This window comes from Marisediminitalea aggregata (genome assembly GCF_900129565.1).
GTDB classification, from domain to species: Bacteria; Pseudomonadota; Gammaproteobacteria; order Enterobacterales; family Alteromonadaceae; genus Alteromonas; species Alteromonas aggregata.
Genome location: NZ_FQWD01000003.1, coordinates 668,992 through 686,663, shown reverse-complemented (window position 1 = coordinate 686,663; position 17,672 = coordinate 668,992). Strand labels below are relative to the sequence as shown.

Annotated in this window: 15 protein-coding genes; 12 read left to right on the top strand and 3 right to left on the bottom strand. The window is 49.5% G+C overall.

Annotated elements, in window-relative coordinates:
• Nucleotides 1–219: 219 nt before the first annotated feature.
• The 4 genes from BUB81_RS11045 to manD are packed head-to-tail and all read left to right on the top strand — an operon-like array spanning nucleotide 220 to nucleotide 4,269.
• Nucleotides 220–1,233: a C4-dicarboxylate TRAP transporter substrate-binding protein gene (locus tag BUB81_RS11045; RefSeq protein ID WP_073322606.1), complete on the top strand. Its 1,014-nt coding sequence runs from the start codon at nucleotides 220–222 to the stop codon at nucleotides 1,231–1,233.
• Complete coding sequence (locus BUB81_RS11040) at nucleotides 1,233–1,778, top strand: TRAP transporter small permease (RefSeq protein ID WP_073322604.1); 546 nt, start codon at nucleotides 1,233–1,235, stop codon at nucleotides 1,776–1,778. The genes BUB81_RS11045 and BUB81_RS11040 overlap by 1 nt, the downstream gene beginning before the upstream one ends.
• Nucleotides 1,775–3,046, top strand: coding sequence for a TRAP transporter large permease (locus BUB81_RS11035; RefSeq protein WP_073322602.1), 1,272 nt, complete (start codon nucleotides 1,775–1,777; stop codon nucleotides 3,044–3,046). Before BUB81_RS11040 ends, BUB81_RS11035 begins: the two co-directional genes overlap by 4 nt.
• 14 nt (nucleotides 3,047–3,060) lie before the next feature.
• The gene (gene manD / locus BUB81_RS11030) at nucleotides 3,061–4,269 is read left to right on the top strand and encodes a D-mannonate dehydratase ManD (protein WP_073322600.1); all 1,209 of its coding nucleotides are present in this window, start codon (nucleotides 3,061–3,063) and stop codon (nucleotides 4,267–4,269) included.
• Nucleotides 4,270–4,332: 63 nt separating this feature from the next.
• Here the strand turns inward: manD and BUB81_RS11025 are convergent, their stop codons facing one another.
• Nucleotides 4,333–4,749, bottom strand: a complete 417-nt coding sequence (locus tag BUB81_RS11025; protein WP_073322598.1) for a globin family protein — start codon at nucleotides 4,747–4,749, stop codon at nucleotides 4,333–4,335.
• Nucleotides 4,750–5,106: 357 nt separating this feature from the next.
• Here BUB81_RS11025 and BUB81_RS11020 point away from each other — a divergent pair, with 357 nt between their 5' ends.
• From BUB81_RS11020 to BUB81_RS10995, 6 genes are all read left to right on the top strand, one after another.
• On the top strand, nucleotides 5,107–6,021 hold the full coding sequence (locus BUB81_RS11020) for a M14 family metallopeptidase (RefSeq protein ID WP_425435071.1): 915 nt from the start codon (nucleotides 5,107–5,109) through the stop codon (nucleotides 6,019–6,021).
• A gap of 85 nt (nucleotides 6,022–6,106) precedes the next feature.
• Nucleotides 6,107–6,280, top strand: coding sequence for a hypothetical protein (locus BUB81_RS22155; protein WP_175555799.1), 174 nt, complete (start codon nucleotides 6,107–6,109; stop codon nucleotides 6,278–6,280).
• Between the two features lie 112 nt (nucleotides 6,281–6,392).
• Nucleotides 6,393–7,331, top strand: coding sequence for a tRNA dihydrouridine(16) synthase DusC (gene dusC / locus BUB81_RS11010; protein WP_073322593.1), 939 nt, complete (start codon nucleotides 6,393–6,395; stop codon nucleotides 7,329–7,331).
• A 167-nt stretch (nucleotides 7,332–7,498) separates the two neighbouring features.
• Entirely contained in the window at nucleotides 7,499–8,917 is a 1,419-nt protein-coding gene (locus BUB81_RS11005) for an amidohydrolase (protein WP_073322591.1), read from the top strand.
• A complete protein-coding gene (locus tag BUB81_RS11000) occupies nucleotides 8,914–10,191 on the top strand; it encodes an amidohydrolase family protein (RefSeq protein ID WP_073322589.1) in 1,278 nt (425 codons plus the stop codon). Before BUB81_RS11005 ends, BUB81_RS11000 begins: the two co-directional genes overlap by 4 nt.
• A 360-nt stretch (nucleotides 10,192–10,551) precedes the next feature.
• Nucleotides 10,552–13,434 (top strand): bifunctional diguanylate cyclase/phosphodiesterase, encoded by a 2,883-nt coding sequence (locus tag BUB81_RS10995; protein ID WP_073322587.1) that lies wholly within the window; start codon nucleotides 10,552–10,554, stop codon nucleotides 13,432–13,434.
• Between the two features lie 5 nt (nucleotides 13,435–13,439).
• Here the strand turns inward: BUB81_RS10995 and BUB81_RS10990 are convergent, their stop codons facing one another.
• Nucleotides 13,440–13,628 (bottom strand): hypothetical protein, encoded by a 189-nt coding sequence (locus tag BUB81_RS10990; protein ID WP_073322585.1) that lies wholly within the window; start codon nucleotides 13,626–13,628, stop codon nucleotides 13,440–13,442.
• Between the two features lie 85 nt (nucleotides 13,629–13,713).
• Nucleotides 13,714–14,412: an arylesterase gene (locus BUB81_RS10985; RefSeq protein WP_073322583.1), complete on the bottom strand. Its 699-nt coding sequence runs from the start codon at nucleotides 14,410–14,412 to the stop codon at nucleotides 13,714–13,716.
• Between the two features lie 18 nt (nucleotides 14,413–14,430).
• Between BUB81_RS10985 and BUB81_RS10980 the strand changes: the two genes are divergently transcribed.
• Together BUB81_RS10980 and BUB81_RS10975 are read left to right on the top strand one after the other, a co-directional pair.
• Entirely contained in the window at nucleotides 14,431–15,147 is a 717-nt protein-coding gene (locus tag BUB81_RS10980; RefSeq protein ID WP_073322581.1) for an ABC transporter ATP-binding protein, read from the top strand.
• Nucleotides 15,147–17,666 carry an ABC transporter permease gene (locus tag BUB81_RS10975; RefSeq protein ID WP_073322579.1) on the top strand — a complete coding sequence of 840 codons (2,520 nt, stop codon included), beginning with the start codon at nucleotides 15,147–15,149 and terminating at the stop codon, nucleotides 17,664–17,666. The genes BUB81_RS10980 and BUB81_RS10975 overlap by 1 nt, the downstream gene beginning before the upstream one ends.
• The last annotated feature ends 6 nt before the right edge of the window (nucleotides 17,667–17,672 follow it).

Sequence of the window (17,672 nt, the reverse complement as noted above, 5' to 3'; positions counted from 1 at the left end):
ACACAGTCAGTCGCGCTCGATGATATCGAGTCGCTATTTCAATTATCAGGAAACCCGTTTTATAACGGGTCGCTTCAAGCATGCTTAGTCATAAAAAGTAATGGCAAAGCGGAATTGAAGAATGTCTACGCTATTGAGCATTAGCAATGAAATCAGTATGTTTTACAGTCGCATTTTAGTGCTGTTGGAGACAATGCTCATGTCTGGCCTGGTATACCTGTGAAGCAACCATTATGGAAAACCTGCCGTTTGTTCGCTCGGGTTGTGCTTGCGTTTTTAGCTTGCTACATGCCAGCGCAGGCTTCCACGTTAAATGTGGTAACAGCACTGAGCCAGAGCGACCCGATGTATCAGGGCTTACTTCGGTTTAAGCAGGCTGTAGAACAAGGATCTGACAACCAGATCAAGGTTCGTCTCTTCGTAGGCTCCCAGTTGGGCAACGACAACGACATTCTGGAACAAGCGATGGCCGGTGCTCCTGTTGCGGTGTTGGTTGATGCTGGCCGGTTATCTTTTTATCAGCCTGAAATTGGCGTGCTGAGTGCGCCTTATCTTATTGACAACGTAGAACAGCTCAATGTGCTGGTTCAGTCGCCGATGTTTGAACAATGGGCCAATGCCCTGGCAACACAGTCCGGTATCAAGGTATTAGGATTTAACTGGTGGCAGGGGGAACGGCATGTGCTTACCAATAAGCCGGTTTTCACGCCTGACGATTTAGATGGTGTGCGGCTGCGAACGATTGGCGCACCCGTTTGGATAAGTACCATTCGTGCAATGGGCGCCACACCCACACCTTTGAGTTGGGCCGAGGTCTACAGTGGTTTGCAGCAGCGTGTTATCGATGGGGCCGAGGCTCAGCATGCAGGGACTTATGGAGCGCGGTTATACGAGGTCATTGGGTATGTGAACAAAACCCGTCATATTCATTTGATTTCCGGTTTGGTTGCCAGTAATCACTGGTTTAGCCGCCTAAGCAAGGCTCATCAGGCGTTAGTCCAAAAGAGCGCCCTTGAAGCTGGTGAATTTGCCACGTCATTGGTACAGGCTCGGCAGTCCGAAATAGAACAGGCTTTAGCTGCGGCTGGGGTGGAAATAGTTGAACCAGACATCGACGCTTTTAAACATGCCACGCAACAGGTTTACACCGAATTAGGCTATGAAAACGTGTATCAGCGTATTCAGCAATATCTGGCTGAACAAATGGGCGTTGATATCAAGGAATCTCATTGATGTGGGCTCAAATTGAACGCGGTATCGCGGTAATGTTGCTGGGCGCTATTGTGTTGCTGGTATTATTAGCGGCAATACTGCGCACTGCAGGGTATCCGATCATATGGTCTGTGGACATCGCACAGCTGTTATTTGCCTGGTTGTCTGTCATTGCAGCTAACCAGGCACTTCGGCAAGGAAGTCACGCCAGGCTGGATATTCTGATGAATCGCTTGCGCCTGATTAATCGTTTGCGGCTGACTTTGGCGCTAAACCTGATAAGCATGAGCTGCATGTTGGTTGTAGCAGTTTTCGGTTTTCAGTTAGTCGGAATAAATCCCGCCAGAACTCTGGGTAGCACTGTTATTCCTTATGCGTGGGTAACCGCCGCGTTACCTGCAGGTGCAGTACTCATGCTCGTAACACTTCTACAGCAAAGTGTCAGGGTGTTTCATTGTTTGCGTAAACCGGGTGATACCTTGCAGAATCCGCCAGCGTTTTTAGCAAGCGTATTGACGCCTGACACGCATCATTCTGATAAATTAGCGAAGGAGTCGCTTTCATGAGTGGTGTGGTGTTCCTCATATTGCTGTTGCTCGGCCTGCCGCTGGCATTTACATTGATTGCCAGTGGAATGGTGTACTTTGCTCAGAACCCGGAATTACCAACAGCGGTTGCGGTACAGCGCATGGTAGCGGCGAGCCAGAGCTTCCCCTTATTGGCCGTCCCGTTTTTCATTCTGGCCGGGCATGTGATGAACTGCTCAGGCATTACTAAACGGTTAATTCATGTTTCGAATTTGCTGGTTGCCTGGATAAGCGGAGGACTCGCCCACGTGACCATTGTGCTCAGCGCATTAATGGGCGGTGTGTCTGGTTCGGCAATTGCAGACGCGGCAATGCAGGCCCGAATCCTCGGAGAGCCTATGCAGGCATCAGGGCTGAGTAAAGGGTTCAGTGCCGCAACCATTACTGTAAGTGCTCTGATCACTGCCTGTATTCCCCCCAGTATCGGTCTGATTTTATATGGGTACATGGGCAACGTGTCGATTGGTAAATTGTTTTTGGCCGGGCTCATTCCCGGACTGTTGCTTACACTGGTTTTAATGCTGGTGGTGTATCTTCAGGCCAGGAAAAAAGGGTTTGCGCCAACACAGGCTAATCCGCCTTCATTTAAGCAGATCCTGGAGGCGATAAATCAAAGCAAATGGGCACTGCTGTTTCCTGTCTTACTGATCGTTACTATTCGGTTTGGAATTTTTACCCCCTCTGAAGCGGGCGCGTTTGCGGTACTTTACGCTTGTGTTGTAGGTCGGTTCGCATACCGGGAACTGACACTGTCTGATATCACAACGTCGTTGTCTGAAAGTGTCAGTGACATCGGCATGATCATGCTAATTATCCTGGCATCCGGCGTGGTAGGGTATGCTATTGCTTATGAACAACTACCTGTTTCACTTACTCTCGCGGTGACGCAAGTTACTGAGCAGCCTCAACTCATTTTGCTTATGGCATTGGCTATCTTGCTCGTAGTAGGTGTGGTGATGGAAGGCACCATTACCGTATTGTTGCTTACGCCGATATTGGTACCACTCATGCAGTCTGTCGGTGTTGACCCAGTCCATTTCGGCATACTGATGTTGATAATGGTGACATTGGGGGGCACCACGCCGCCAGTTGGAATAGCAATGTACGCAGTGTGTAATATCCTTCGTTGTTCCACCACTGACTATGTTAAGGCTGCTGTGCCATTGTTTATAGCGGTACTGGCACTGGTTGTCGTGCTGGCACTGTATCCGCCACTTGTTTTGTTTATACCCGAACTCTTATTCTGACGGGAGCCATAATCATGAAAATCCGCGACGTTAAAGTCATCGTTTGTTCACCGGGACGCAATTTCGTGACACTTAAAATAGTCACCGACGAAGGTATCTATGGCATCGGTGATGCTACACTCAACGGCCGGGAAAAAAGCGTGGTGAGTTACCTGGAAGACTATATTGCCCCAGCTTTAATAGGGAAAGATCCTCACCGTATTGAAGATATCTGGCAATTTTTCTATCGCGGCGCTTACTGGCGACGTGGACCCGTGGGGATGACTGCTATTGCAGCGGTAGACACGGCGTTATGGGATATAAAGGCTAAGGTAGCGGGTTTGCCATTGTACCAGTTACTGGGCGGCCGAAGTCGGGATAAAATCATGGTATACACCCACGCGAATGGCGCTGATATTCCGGCAACACTGGACGCCGTAGGTAAAGCCATTGAGGACGGTTACAAAGCGATACGTGTTCAATCGGGTATTCCCGGTGTAAAAAGCACTTACGGGGTGGCGAAAGAAGGCCAGAAGTACGAGCCGGCCGATGCAGACCTACCAACGGAATCGGTATGGTCGACTGAGAAATACCTGAACTTTGCGCCGAAGTTGTTTGCCGCGGTGCGTGAACAATACGGTGACGATATACATCTCCTTCACGATGTGCATCACCGTTTAAGTCCTATTGAAGCGGCACGTCTGGGTAAGTCGCTGGAACCTTATCACCTGTTCTGGATGGAAGATCCGGTAGCGGCCGAGAACCAGCAAGGCTTTAAGCTGATCCGTGAACACACGACGACGCCCATTGCGGTAGGAGAGGTGTTTAATTCTATTCACGACTGTCAGGCGTTAATACAGAATCAGTGGATTGATTACATCCGCTCCACTGTTGTACATGCCGGCGGGATCACGCAGTTACGCCGTATTGCCGATCTGGCCAGTTTGTACCACATTCGAATGGGATGCCACGGCGCGACGGACTTGTCGCCAGTTTGTATGGGGGCCGCGCTGCATTTTGATTACTGGGTGCCGAATTTCGGTATTCAGGAGCACATGCCACACAGTGAATTGATGGAATCGGTGTTCAGTGTCAGCTATAAGTTTGATGACGGTTACTTCACTCCGGGAGAAACGCCAGGGCATGGTGTCGATATAGACGAAGAACTTGCCAAAAAGTACCCGTACAAACGTGCATGTTTGCCGGTTAACCGGCTTGAAGACGGTACTCTTTGGCATTGGTAATTAGCACTCGGATCATGACAAGCAGCACATCCGAGTGGTTGTTTATTTGTAAGGGTTGAGCTATCAGGCAACCTGCGTTTTTGAGGCTTCTTTCATGACGCCTGCCAGCAGGGTGTAGACTTCTGTCCAGGCGGCTTCTACTTCCGGTGTGAAGTCTTCGGCCAGCCCTTTATTCAGCGTCCATAGCAGGGCAGTCCCCACCGTATCGTAGTGACTGTCCTGCACGCCGTAACCGACATGGCGTGCACCAAGTTGCTCTACGGCCGGAACTAGCGCATCGAGATTGTTCAGACCATTCACTGCTACGCCAATCATTTGCATCAGTTTTTTGCCTTGTTCCGTGATGTCAGATTTAAACAGGGGTCTAAGCGACGGATCAAGTTCAAACAGTTTGGTGTAAAACAAGGATGCAGCGGTCCCTGCTATAGGTACGACTTGCTGAAAGGTAGATTGAACCAGTGAAATTGTTTTCGCGTCCATAATAAGCCTCGTTATTGTCGGTATCACGTTTTTTAAACAAAAATGCCCCTTGGCTATCAGGTGATCGCCAAAGGGCACGTCGTTGTGCAAATCAATGTCGTGGTGCAGCTAAGCAGCGCCAGTTTAGTACCATTGGTAGTTAGTAATCCCCGAAGCAATACCTGAGCCATAACGTTACTTATTGAAATGGTTAGTAAATTAACTCTACAGACAGCGCATGTTGCACAATAATTGTTCAGGGTGGCAAGTTGATAGGGCAGTGGAGTCTGAACAAATTCAGGTGCTTACTGAATGCCTGATCCCGTTTATGCTAAGCTACAGTCTATTTTTTAATTCAATAAAATGATGAAGGTGACTATGTATCCAATTGGTACGCCCGGAACGCCATGGGGTGAGAATGAAAAACGCCAGTGGCTTGAACTTCAGTCTGTCAAACGCAGTTACGCAGAGGAAGTGCTGACAAAGTTAACGGCATTGCCGGAAACGTTGACCCGGGTTCAATATGGCGCGTTACCCTACGATACCGAGCGGTATCCATTGTATGCCTTGCTGTCTAAAAGTCCCACTGATGGCGCACCGTGGGTTCTAATTACCGGTGGTGTGCATGGTTACGAAACCAGTGGTGTACAGGGCGCTATATTATTCGCTAACGAATACAGTGCGGCTTATAACGGCAAGGTCAATTTCGTTATCGTGCCCTGCGTGAGTCCATGGGGCTATGAAACGATTAACCGCTGGAATCCTAAAGCCGTTGATCCTAATCGTTCATTCAAATCTGATTCACCGGCAGCTGAATCCCAGTTGCTTATGGATTTTGTCAATTCATTGCCATTTGACATCACGTTGCACGTGGATCTGCACGAAACCACCGATACCGATAACAGTGAATTTCGACCCGCCTTGGCCGCCCGGGACGCAATTGAGCAGAAGACCTGGAACATTCCGGACGGTTTTTATTTGGTTGCCGATACACAGCAGCCCTGTATTGCTTTGCAGGAAGCCATGATCCGCGAAGTTAAGCAGGTAACGCATATTGCACCGGCCGACGACAGTGGCCGCATCATTGGTGAAACCCTGCTTTCAGAAGGCGTCATCGGCTACGACAAGAAAGCCCTGTTTTTGTGTGGCGGGTTTACTAACGCGCCCATGTGTTCAACCACAGAAGTATATCCGGATAGTCCGTCAGCAACCGATGAGATTTGCAATTTGGCTCAGGTTGCTGCGATTGGTGGCGCATTGCGGTATTTGCTATCTGACACCAATGCACAATAATTTGCGATAAAATCACAAATAGACGTTTGGAATTCTAGACGTCTAAACGTATAATCCCCTTATTCAAATGAATGAGGGGATGGTTGTGCAGTTTGTAGCCTTACTTTACGACGGTATAAGTCAGCGATTTGTGCGTGTAGAAGCACAAGACGAAAAGGCGTTCTTCAGTTCGCTGGACAAGCAATATCCTTGCTATGTGTGCCTGTGGCATAGTCACGAAGCTACCGCAGTACAGGCTTCAGTGCCGCAACACATGTAATTCCTTTACCTTTACGACTACTCAAAAAACCAATAGCTCACCACATATTTACTGGGCAGCGTGATGTTTGCTACACTTCGCGGCCAATTTTTCACCGAGTTCCCAGACTACTATGAGAGTGTACCTAGCCCCGATGGAAGGGGTCGTCGACCATTTAATGCGTGACATGCTTACCCGTGTAGGCGGGTTTGATCTGTGCGTAACAGAATTTGTGCGTGTGGTTGACCAAAAGCTCCCTCATAAAACCTTTTACCGACTTTGCCCTGAACTGCACAACGACTGTAAAACGCCCAGCGGGGTGCCGGTTAAAATTCAACTGCTAGGACAGCACCCTGAATGGCTGGCTGAAAATGCAATGACGGCCGTGGAACTGGGTTCGCCGGGTGTTGACCTGAATTTCGGCTGCCCGGCAAAAACAGTGAACAAAAGCAAAGGCGGGGCGGTGTTGTTGCAATACACCCAGCAGCTCCACGATATTGTTTACGCAGTTCGTCAGGCGGTACCCGCGCACTTACCGGTTACGGCAAAAATCCGACTCGGTTATGAAGACAAATCCCTGGCTATCGATAATGCGGTGGCTATTGATGAAGCTGGCGCCAGTGAATTGGTGGTACACGCCCGAACAAAAACCGAGGGTTATCGACCACCGGCTTACTGGGATTGGATCAAGAAAATTAAAGCAGTCACCCGCTTACCCGTTATTGCCAATGGTGAAATTTGGAATCACGACGATGCGGTGCGCTGTATGCAGGCATCGGGGTGTGATGATCTGATGATAGGCCGTGGGGCGCTGGCCATGCCCAATCTGGCGCGGCATATCCGTGGTGAAGAAGCGCCCATGGCGTGGCAAGACCTGTCACAATTACTCATTGATTACTCCGGGTATGAGATTTTTGGTGACAAAGGTCGCTATTACCCAAACCGTATTAAGCAGTGGTGTGGCTATCTTAAACGCCAGTATCCTCAGGCAGAAACGCTGTTCAGCAATATCCGTCGTTTGCAAAAAGCAGACGAGATTGTAAACGTATTGCGACAGTCCGCACATCTTTAAGGTAAGCCGTCGTCGCTGAACTTGTTGCTTCAGTTTCTTTTCGCTAACGTTATAGTTTGTAGCGCTGTGCCTATGGTATGGCGCTGTGGGCTTGGCTCCATCATTTGTCGGCAACAACAAGTGCCGGGAACTGGTGAAAACAACACACTATAACGGATCCAGGAAAGATGAATAACACACATAAACGACTCAGTATAATAATGCTGTGTTGCTGTGCGTTTTGGTTAACGGCGTGCTCTGAAGACAAAGCCGCTAAAACCGAACAGGCAGCAAAAGTCAGTATCGATAAAAATCCCTTCCCAAGCCGCTACACACCGCTGGCGGGTGAACCCACATTGATCACTAATGTCACGATACTCGATGGCATTGGCAACAAAATAGACAAGGGGATGGTGTATTTTGCCGACGGCAAGATAGTTGAAATTGGTGAAACGCTATCGGTACCAGACGGTGTTCTTACAATTGATGGTCAGGGAAAATGGGTTACGCCAGGGATTATCGACGTTCACAGCCACCTTGGTGTGTACCCGAATCCCTCTACGCATTCTCATTCTGATGGCAATGAAATTGTGAAACCCGTAACCGCAAACGTATGGGCCGAACACTCAGTCTGGCCGCAGGATCCCGGATTTGGCCGGGCACTTGCCGGCGGTGTCACGTCGCTGCAAATCCTGCCGGGCTCAGCCAATTTGTTCGGTGGACGTTCAGTGGTGTTAAAAAACGTGCCTCATCGCACCATGCAGGAAATGAAATTTCCAGACGCTCCCTATGGTTTGAAAATGGCCTGTGGTGAGAACCCCAAACGCGTATATGGCAAACGCGGTGGTCCGTCTACCCGAATGGGGAACGTTGCCGGGTACCGACAGGCTTGGTCCGATGCGCAAGACTACATGCGCAAATGGGATCAGTACGAAGCCGATTATGAAGCAGGTAAAAACCCGAAAGCACCCAAGCGCGATCTCAATTTAGAGACGTTGGCCGGTGTATTGGATGGTGACATCCGCGTACATATGCATTGCTACCGCGCCGACGAAATGGCGGTAATGATGGATGTAATGAAAGAGTTTAATTACCAGATTTACTCGTTCCAGCATGCGGTAGAAGCTTACAAAATTTCTGACATTCTGGCTGAGAACAACGTGTGTTCAGCCATGTGGGCTGATTGGTGGGGTTTCAAAATGGAAGCCTACGACGGGATTCGCGAAAATGTGCCCATGGTTCACAATACTGGCGCCTGTGCCATCGTACACTCAGACAGCGATCTGGGGATCCAGCGACTCAATCAGGAAGCCGCTAAGGCCTGGGCCGATGGACGTCGTGCGGGCATAGATATTCCACAGCAAGATGCGTGGATTTGGCTGTCGGCAAACCCTGCTAAATCGTTGGGGATTTTCGACAAAACCGGTTCACTGGAAAGCGGTAAAAATGCCGACCTGGTCATGTGGACTGCGAACCCGTTTTCCACTTACGCAAGAGCGGAAAAAGTCTATATCGACGGTGGTCTGGCCTATGATCTTAACGATCCGCAGAGTTGGCCAGTGGCTGATTTTGAGTTGGGGCAAGTTGGTGAAGGAGACAGTAAATGAAGACGTTTGTATTAACTGCTGCACTTCTTTGCGTAAGTGCGACCGCGTTAGCCGATAAAATTGCTGTTGTAGGTGGCAAAGTGTTCACTGGAACAGCCCAGGGCACACTGGAATCTGCGACAGTTCTGATCGACAACAACACTGTGGTGAGTGTTTCCAATGGGGCAGACGTCCCGGCTGGATATACCGTGATAGACGCCACAGGTAAATATGTAACGCCGGGTTTGGTTGGCGCATATACCCAACTTGGCTTGGTGGAAGTCGGGATGTCGGCTGGCACTGTAGATAGCTCAGTAACCACGTTGCCAATATCTGCCACCGGAGCGGCTTACGATGTTAGCTATGCCGTGAACCCTGATTCGTCGCTAATGGCGATCAGTCGGGTGGAAGGTGTCACATCTGCGGCGACCACTATTTCTCGTACCGAGTATTTATTCCACGGGCAGGGGGCGGTGATTACCCTTGCAAGCGATGCTCAGCCTGTACTGAAGCCAAAAGCCTTTGTGGCAGTCAATGTGGGTAATGCCGGCGCTGATGATGCGGGTGGTTCGAGAGCTGCAGTGTGGGTAATGCTGGAAAACGCTATCAACGAAGTGAAAGAGGCACCGAAGAGCTTGTCGCCAACGTCTGACTGGCACGGCATTAACAGTCGTTTGGACGTACAGGCTCTCAGACCGGTCGTAAAGGGTGAAGTGCCTTTACTGATCCACGCCGACCGCGCAGCAGACATTCGTCAAGTGATCGCATTTAAACAGCGTCATCCGGGAATGAATGTTGTACTTGTTAAAGGTATGGAGGCCTGGCGTGTTGCTGATGAGCTAGCCAGCGCAAAGATTCCTGTCATTATTGATCCAGAATTTAACCTACCTGGTGGATTTGATCAGATGGGGGCTACATTGGCCAACGCGGCGCGATTGCACAATGCCGGCGTTACCATTGCTATTGGCATGGAAACACACAACATCCGACTGGCAACACAGCATGCTGGTAACGCGGTTGGTCATGGCCTGTCACACGAGGCCGCGTTGGCAGCACTGACCGTGAATCCTGCACGTATTTTTGGGATGGAGGGGACTATCGGTAGTCTGGCTAAAGGCGCTCGTGCGGATCTGGTTATCTGGAGCGGCGATCCGCTGGAAGTCACTGAAGCAGCAGAGACGGTGCTGATCAATGGAAAAGTCATTGAACATACCTCTCGTCAAATTAAGCTTCAGGAGCGTTATCAGTCATTTGCTGATACGCCACAAGCGTCGCAGTACATCAGATTAGACTGATTGCCAGGTGAGCGTTGATTTGTGGCGTCGCTGGGAGATGCCTGTATAACGAAGCTGACATAGTCAGAAACAGCGCTAACAAAGAAACTGTTGGTGAAATCACTAACAAGCAGAGCCTCGCAAAAGCGGGGCTTTTTATTTATCTACGCTAACGCTTTAAAAAGTATAAAATTTCATATTGTTCTTCATAAATACATCAACTACATTACATCAGGCTGAACTAAAATAGTGACGAATTGCTATAATACAGTTGAATAATCACGGTTGTGGTTGATACTTAGGTCGTAGTCAATCCATGAGGAGGGATTGTAAGTGCAAGACAACCGTTCGCTATTGGGCGACAAAGTTGTATAAAACTCAATGACTGTTAAGACGTTTCCACTGCGTATTTTTGGCGTCATTGTGTTACTGGCTGTTGCGTTAACGCTGGTTGCGGATTTTCTGGCATCCAAATGGGAGCGTGAACAGCAAATTAACGACGTTACTCAACGACTTGCTTCTCTGCGCGCGAATCTTGAATTCGAACTCTATACCAACATAGAGCTGATGCGTGGTGTATCTGCGTACGTGTCGCTAAACCCGGAACTGGAGCAGGACGAATTTTCTCAATTTGTGGGCGGTTTGCTGGCCCAGCGCAATAGCATCATCAATATTGGTGGAGCAAAAGATTTTGTTGTTCAGATGATCTACCCGATAGAAGGCAACGAAAAGGCCAGAGGTATTGATTATCGAGATATCCCTGCACAGCGTGATTCTGTCTTCAAAGCCATTTCGGTAAGGAAAACCATCCTCGATGGGCCGGTAAACCTGGTTCAGGGAGGTGTCGGGCTCATTGCGCGTTTACCAGTATTTGTGGGCGATGAGACATGGGGAGTCATTTCAGTGGTGCTCGACTATGACAGTGTCATTGTGCGTGCCGGCCTGACTGAAGAGCACGGTTTAAACCTGGTCCTGAAAAAAACAACAGACCAGGGTAGCGTGATCCGGATCTTCGAAAAAAACGTGTCCACAGAACTCGAACGTCCGGTGACATTACCTGTTAAATTACCCTATGGTCAGTGGCAATTAGAGGCGGAACCAGCAACAGGCTGGACAGAAACCCATTTTCATCCGGTCTCCTGGTTTATCGCTTTGCTGTGTACCGCTATTGCCATTTACGTTGCGCAACTGCGAGAAAACAACAGGGCGTTGCTTCGCAAGTCTTTCCAGGCCTTGCGTCGCTCGGAAGAAAAATTTCGCCAGTTTTTCTCGTCACATGCTGTGGTGATGCTAATTCTGGATGAACAAGGCAATATTGTTGATGCCAATGAAGCCGCCGGTAAATTTTATGGCTATGACGTGTCCCAGCTGGTTAGCATGCGCATGCAGCAAATTGACCAGTCAAACGATGACACGGTTAAAGACAATATTCAGCAAGCCTTCATGCGCGCCTCCAGTCGGTTTGTTCGCAAGCATCAACTCGCTGACGGTTCCATTAAAAACGTAGAGGCGTTTTCAACGCCAGTGGACATTGCCGAAAGACCATTCTTATTCACTTTGATTATTGATATCACCGAAACACTTGAATATCAGGCGCGTTGGGAATTGAGCCAACACGTATTTAATCACAGTCTTGAGGGCATCATAGTGACGGATGCCGAACAACACATAGTGTCAGTTAACCCCGCTTTTTCCGTTATCACCGGTTATAGCGAAGCAGAAATCATTGGCCAGAAACCTAGCGTGTTGGCTTCGGGTATTCATCCGCCGTCTTTCTTCAAAAAGATGTTTCAGGCATTAGATGCCGACGGATTCTGGCGTGGTGAGATTTGGAATAAACGAAAAAGCGGCACGGTTTTTCCTGAGCTATTGAGCATTTCCGTTGTACGGGGAGAGCAAAATGACGTTAACTATTACGTTGCCGTGTTCTCTGATATTACACAAATCAAGCAATCTGAAGAAAAGCTGGAGCGACTCGCCCACTACGACTCACTGACCGGGCTACCTAATCGCGTGCAGTTTAAATTGCATTTACATCACGCCGTTTGCCGGGCAGAACGACACGAAGCCAGCTGTGCGTTGTTATTTCTGGATTTGGACAGATTCAAAGTGGTAAATGACTCTTTGGGGCATATTGCGGGTGACGAACTGTTGTCAAAAGTGACAGAACGTCTCGCATCCAGATTAAGAAAGTCCGATATTCTGGCCAGAATGGGCGGCGACGAGTTTGTTTTGTTAATTGAGGAATATCATCATCAGTCTGAATTGGTTACGCTGGCCAGTAACTTAACCCAGGAACTTAATAAGCCGTTTTATTTGTCGGGCGACCACGAAGTCAACGTTGGGGTGTCTATTGGCATCGCGCGTTTCCCACAAGACGCCAATAACGCCGATGACCTGTTAGTTCGGGCCGATGCTGCTATGTATCGTTCGAAGAAAACCGGTGGGGCAAACTTCGCCTTCTATACGCAGGATATTCTGGTTGAAGCGAACAACCGGTTAACCATTGCGGCTGAACTCAAACGCGCTGTGGCCGGAGGCGAACTGGAGCTGTATTTACAGCCTCAGTTCGACATTGTTAATCAATGTGTGGTGGGGGCCGAAGCGCTGCTGCGTTGGAATCATCCGGTGAAAGGCTTCTTAACACCTGCTGACTTTATTCATATCGCAGAACAGACCCGGTCGATTCGTTTTGTCACCCAATGGCTGGTTAAGGAAGTCTTCTCCATTGTGGAACGCTGGCAGGCCCATGGACACGACTTGTTTTTATCGTTCAACGTGTCGGCCCTGGATTTATCAGACTTCGAACTTGTCGATGCTATGCATAATACGGCGAGGCATCACAACGTTGACGCGAAGCGCATTGAGCTGGAAATTGTGGAAAGTGCCATTATTGAGAATTTTCAATCGGCCAGCAATATTCTGAATACGTTACGGGAAACCGGATTCTCGGTCGCAATCGATGACTTTGGGACGGGGTATTCGTCGCTGGCTTATTTAGACAAGCTACCGGTAGATAAATTGAAAATAGACCGTGAGTTCACCGGAAAACTGGGGGCTGATGATCAGGGGGGCGTGGTTAAGTCTGTCATCGACTTGGCGGCAAACTTCGGGTTAAGAGTCATTGCAGAAGGGGTGGAAACGCCAGAGCAAGAAATGCATTTACAGCGGCTGGGATGCGCCCGTGCACAAGGATACTACTACAGCAAACCCATACCGGTAAGTCAGTTCGATAAAACCTTCCTGCAACTCAGCCGCGTATAGTCAGTTTAGGCGTACGTATCAATATTTTGCCCTACGTTGCCACTTGGCGCGGGTTTGGATTCCGGCACCGGAGCAGGTTCTCTGCTGGATTCTAATGAAGCCTGGCGCTGAGGCTCAGGTGGAGCGGGTTGTTCGTTTCTAACCGGTGCAGGCTGAGCATAGGTCTGAGCTGTGGAAGACTGACTGATTTCCATAGGAACCCCAATATTCTGGATGGTTAAAGTTTAATCATTATAGTGCACTTTACTGTAATTCACACTCTGCTGTTTTGCTTTATTACTAATTTGAAAACAGCAGCGGAGTTAACTGACCATGCATAAATTCCGCAATGAGGGGTTGTCCTTTCTCATTGGGGTGAATACCGTCACGCTGCATTAACTCATCATTCAAGGCAATGTCCTGCATGAAAAAAGGCACCAGCGTTACATTCTGTTGGGCCGCTACCGTGTCAAAAGAGTTACCGAATAACTGATTGTAGCGACGGCCGTAATTGGTGGGGATTTCCATATCCTGCAAATACACCTCGGCACCCTCAGCTTTGACCAGTTCTATCATTTTTGACAGGTTTTCCTGAAGCTTGGTGACGTTATGTCCCTGCAGGCCGTCATTACCACCTAACTCAATAAGTACGTGGGTGGGGGCATGTTGGTCCAGTAACCGGGGAAGCCTCGCCAGTCCGCCATCAGATGTTTCGCCACTAATCGCAGCATTTATCACTTCGACCTTGCGGTTCTCGTCCAGCCAGATATTTTGTAACAAACTAACCCAGCTTTGTGCTTGCAATAACCCATACCCGGCACTTAGGCTATCACCTAGGATCAACAATTTAATTTCTGCTGTTTGTCCGACAGAAGCGTCGGTTGAGCGGTCATCTGCCGCTAACAGGTGATCTGAATACATCAACAGTGGTATTACTAGTACGAGCTTACTTACCTGTTTGCACGACGTGATCAGGCTATTGAGAGCATTTCGAAACACGACAACGATTACTCCTGTATGATTGAAACTAAAAACATTACTAAGATAGTGACTACGAGTGAAGGTTCGCTACAGATCCTTCAGCCAATTTCATTTCAAGTCAAGCCGGGCGAGTCGATTGCCATTGTAGGGGCGTCGGGTTCCGGTAAATCCACCTTACTGAGTCTGCTGGCCGGGCTCGACGAAGTCAGTGCCGGTGAGATATTCCTGGATGACGCGCCGCTTCACACTATGGATGAAGAGCAGCGTGCACAACTCCGTGGCGCCAAGGTGGGTTTTATATTCCAGAGCTTTATGTTGGTGCAGAGTTTGACTGCCATTGAAAACGTGATGCTGCCCGCGGAAATCGCCGGGTTACCTGATCCTAAAAAACGCGCTCAGGATATTCTTGAACAGGTGGGGTTAAGTCACCGCGCGCACCATTATCCAAATCAGTTGTCGGGTGGCGAGCAGCAACGTGTCGCAATTGCCCGTGCCTTCATTGGTCAGCCAAAGATTCTGTTTGCCGATGAACCGACCGGTAACCTGGATGCCGCCAACAGTGAAAAAATTGAAGATTTGTTATTCGAGCTAAACCGTGAAGTGGGGACCACATTGGTATTAGTGACCCACGACAATACGCTGGCGACAAAGTGTGACAGACAGTTGCGGATGCAGGCGGGTGAGCTCATCGAAATTACCTCACAAAGTAATGTTAAGCCGTTCCTGGCTTCTGCAGGTGAAGGGAGCCGGTAATGGTGACAAATCTTGCTTGGCGGCTATTTAAGCACGAAGCCAGACGCGGCGAACTGACGATCATCCTGTTCGCCATTATTCTTTCTGTTGCTGCTGTACTGTCGTTGTCGTTATTCAGTGAGCGATTGCAAGGTGCACTGGTAGAGCGTTCATCACAATTCATTGCTGCTGATAGTCAGCTGAGGGCTGCCGACCCCATATCGACAGAATGGCTGACTGAAGCTAATAGTATGGGCATTGAAACCGCCGAACAAATTAGCACGCGCTCCATGGCATTTGGCGAACAGCAGATGTCGCTGGTGGATTTGCGCGCGGTGGGCCAGGGCTATCCACTTAAAGGTGATATCAAAGTCGCCAATGAACCATTCGGCACACCATCGATCACCCAGCAGCGACCGTCTCCGGGTGAAATCTGGATCGATTCCCGTCTTTTTCAATTGCTTGATGTCAAGCTGGGCAGCACGGTTTATGTGGGTGACAGCGAATTTACCGTCGCCCGCGTGCTTAGCGAAATCCCGGATCAGGGATTCAGCGTGTTCAACACTGACCCTATGGCGTTAATTGCGCTGGAAGACATGGAGAAAACCAACATTACCGGTCCGGGAAGCCGCGTGGTGTATAAGGCTTATTTTGCCGGAGATACCTCGGTGATCGACAGCTACTATGACTGGCTCCGCCCACAATTAGATGATGAGCTGCATCGCTGGCAAACGGTAGGTGACGACGAGTCGGCTATTGGCCGCTCTATTGCCCGCGCGGAGCGATACTTTTTGTTAGCCAGTTTGCTGGCGATTGTATTAGCGGCGGTGGCGATTGCGGTGGCTGCACAGCGTTACAGTCAGCGTCATTTTGACCCGGTTGCTATTTTTAAAACCCTGGGAGCAAGCAAACAACTCATTCGCAGAGTGTATATTTTGCAGGTGATGTTCATCACTGTTCTGGGCATCGTCATCGGTATTATCGCAGGTGTAATAATCCAGCAACTGGTGGTGACTGCGCTTGCTGGTCAGGTTGATGTGTCACTGGATGTCTGGCATTGGCGCCCTGTATTTATCGCCGTACTAACCGGTACGATTTGCGCGGTACTGTTCTCACTTTATCCGCTTTTACGTCTGTTCTCGGTGCCGCCACTGCGTGTGTTACGCCGGGATATGGGCGCGAGCATGAGTTCAAAAGGCTTGCAGTTTGGTGTGTCAGGTGGCGCGATTTTCTTACTGATGTGGGTGTATAGCCGGAACCTGGAAATCAGCGCAATTTTGTTTGGTTCAGGCGTGTTACTCGTTGGTGCACTTGTTTTAGTCACGCTGGGGCTTATTGCCGTTGGTCGTAAGTTAGGTTCCGGTAGCATGGGATCCTGGCAACTCGCCTGGGCACGTATTCGCCGCCGCGCCATGGACAACAGCGTTCAGTTAATCAGCTTTTCAATTACGATTATGCTGCTGCTGGTGGTGTTGGTAATGCGCAACGACATGGTTGCGCAGTGGCGCGCGCAGTTGCCGGAAAATACCCCCAACTATTTCTTAATCAATATCACCGAGCAACAAAAGCCTGCGTTAGAACAGCACTTTGCTGACAACGGCGTGAATATTGAGTCGTTTTACCCGGTCATTCGAGGCCGTTTTGTGGCGGTGAACGACGAGCGTGTGAATACCGAAGTCACTAAGGAAGATGACCCGGAAGCGACTGAGGGTCGTCGAGGTTTAGGGCGCGAGGCCAATTTAACCTGGAGCGATGTACTACAGCACGAAAACAAAGTGGTGCAGGGCAGTTGGCATGCCAACTGGACACCAGAAGGGGAGTCGCCTCTGTATCCTGTTTCGGTGGAACAAGGCGTTGCGGAGCGGTTAAAAATTGCTTTGGGTGACACACTCACATTCAATGTGGGAAGCGAGATTGTGGTGACCAAAGTAACCAGTATTCGCGAAGTGAACTGGCAAACCATGCAACCGAATTTCTTCTTTGTCATTCACCCTGCGGCCATGCAGGAGTTCAGTGCAACTTACATCACCAGTTTTCATTTGGACGGCGATCGCAAGGCTGAGATCACCTCACTGATGCAACCATTTGCCTCGGTAACCTTGTTTGACGTAGACGCCCGGATTAATCAGGTACGCGAGATCATCGACCAGGTTTCACTGGCGGTGGAGTTTATATTGGTGTTGGTACTGGTGGCAGGTTCATTAGTGCTGTTTGCCCAGGTGCAGGCCAGTATGGACGAGCGTCAACAGGAGCTTGCCATTCTGCGAACGCTGGGAGCGAAGGGAACGCTCATTCGTTTTAGTGTGATCAACGAGTTTCTGATCATCGGCACCGTAGCTGGTTTAATGGCCGCCATGGCCAATGAGTTCAGCTTGTTTATGTTGCAAAGCCGGGTGTTTGATATGGAAGCGTCCATACACTGGGAATACTGGGCCATTGCACCGGCTGTTGGTGCTTTGGTAGTCGGTGTACTCGGGGCCGTGGGCTGTTACCGGTTGCTGGCACTCAACACGGGTCAGCTGCTGCGAAAAATGGTGTAATAGAAT

Coding starts and splice junctions, on each gene's coding strand:
- BUB81_RS11040 (WP_073322604.1), top strand. CDS start 1,233: ATGTGGGCTCAAATTGAACGCGGTATCGCGGTAATGTTGCTGGGCGCT.
- BUB81_RS11035 (WP_073322602.1), top strand. CDS start 1,775: ATGAGTGGTGTGGTGTTCCTCATATTGCTGTTGCTCGGCCTGCCGCTG.
- manD (WP_073322600.1), top strand. CDS start 3,061: ATGAAAATCCGCGACGTTAAAGTCATCGTTTGTTCACCGGGACGCAAT.
- BUB81_RS11025 (WP_073322598.1), bottom strand. CDS start 4,749: ATGGACGCGAAAACAATTTCACTGGTTCAATCTACCTTTCAGCAAGTC.
- BUB81_RS11020 (WP_425435071.1), top strand. CDS start 5,107: ATGTATCCAATTGGTACGCCCGGAACGCCATGGGGTGAGAATGAAAAA.
- dusC (WP_073322593.1), top strand. CDS start 6,393: ATGAGAGTGTACCTAGCCCCGATGGAAGGGGTCGTCGACCATTTAATG.
- BUB81_RS11005 (WP_073322591.1), top strand. CDS start 7,499: ATGAATAACACACATAAACGACTCAGTATAATAATGCTGTGTTGCTGT.
- BUB81_RS11000 (WP_073322589.1), top strand. CDS start 8,914: ATGAAGACGTTTGTATTAACTGCTGCACTTCTTTGCGTAAGTGCGACC.
- BUB81_RS10995 (WP_073322587.1), top strand. CDS start 10,552: ATGACTGTTAAGACGTTTCCACTGCGTATTTTTGGCGTCATTGTGTTA.
- BUB81_RS10990 (WP_073322585.1), bottom strand. CDS start 13,628: ATGGAAATCAGTCAGTCTTCCACAGCTCAGACCTATGCTCAGCCTGCA.
- BUB81_RS10980 (WP_073322581.1), top strand. CDS start 14,431: ATGATTGAAACTAAAAACATTACTAAGATAGTGACTACGAGTGAAGGT.
- BUB81_RS10975 (WP_073322579.1), top strand. CDS start 15,147: ATGGTGACAAATCTTGCTTGGCGGCTATTTAAGCACGAAGCCAGACGC.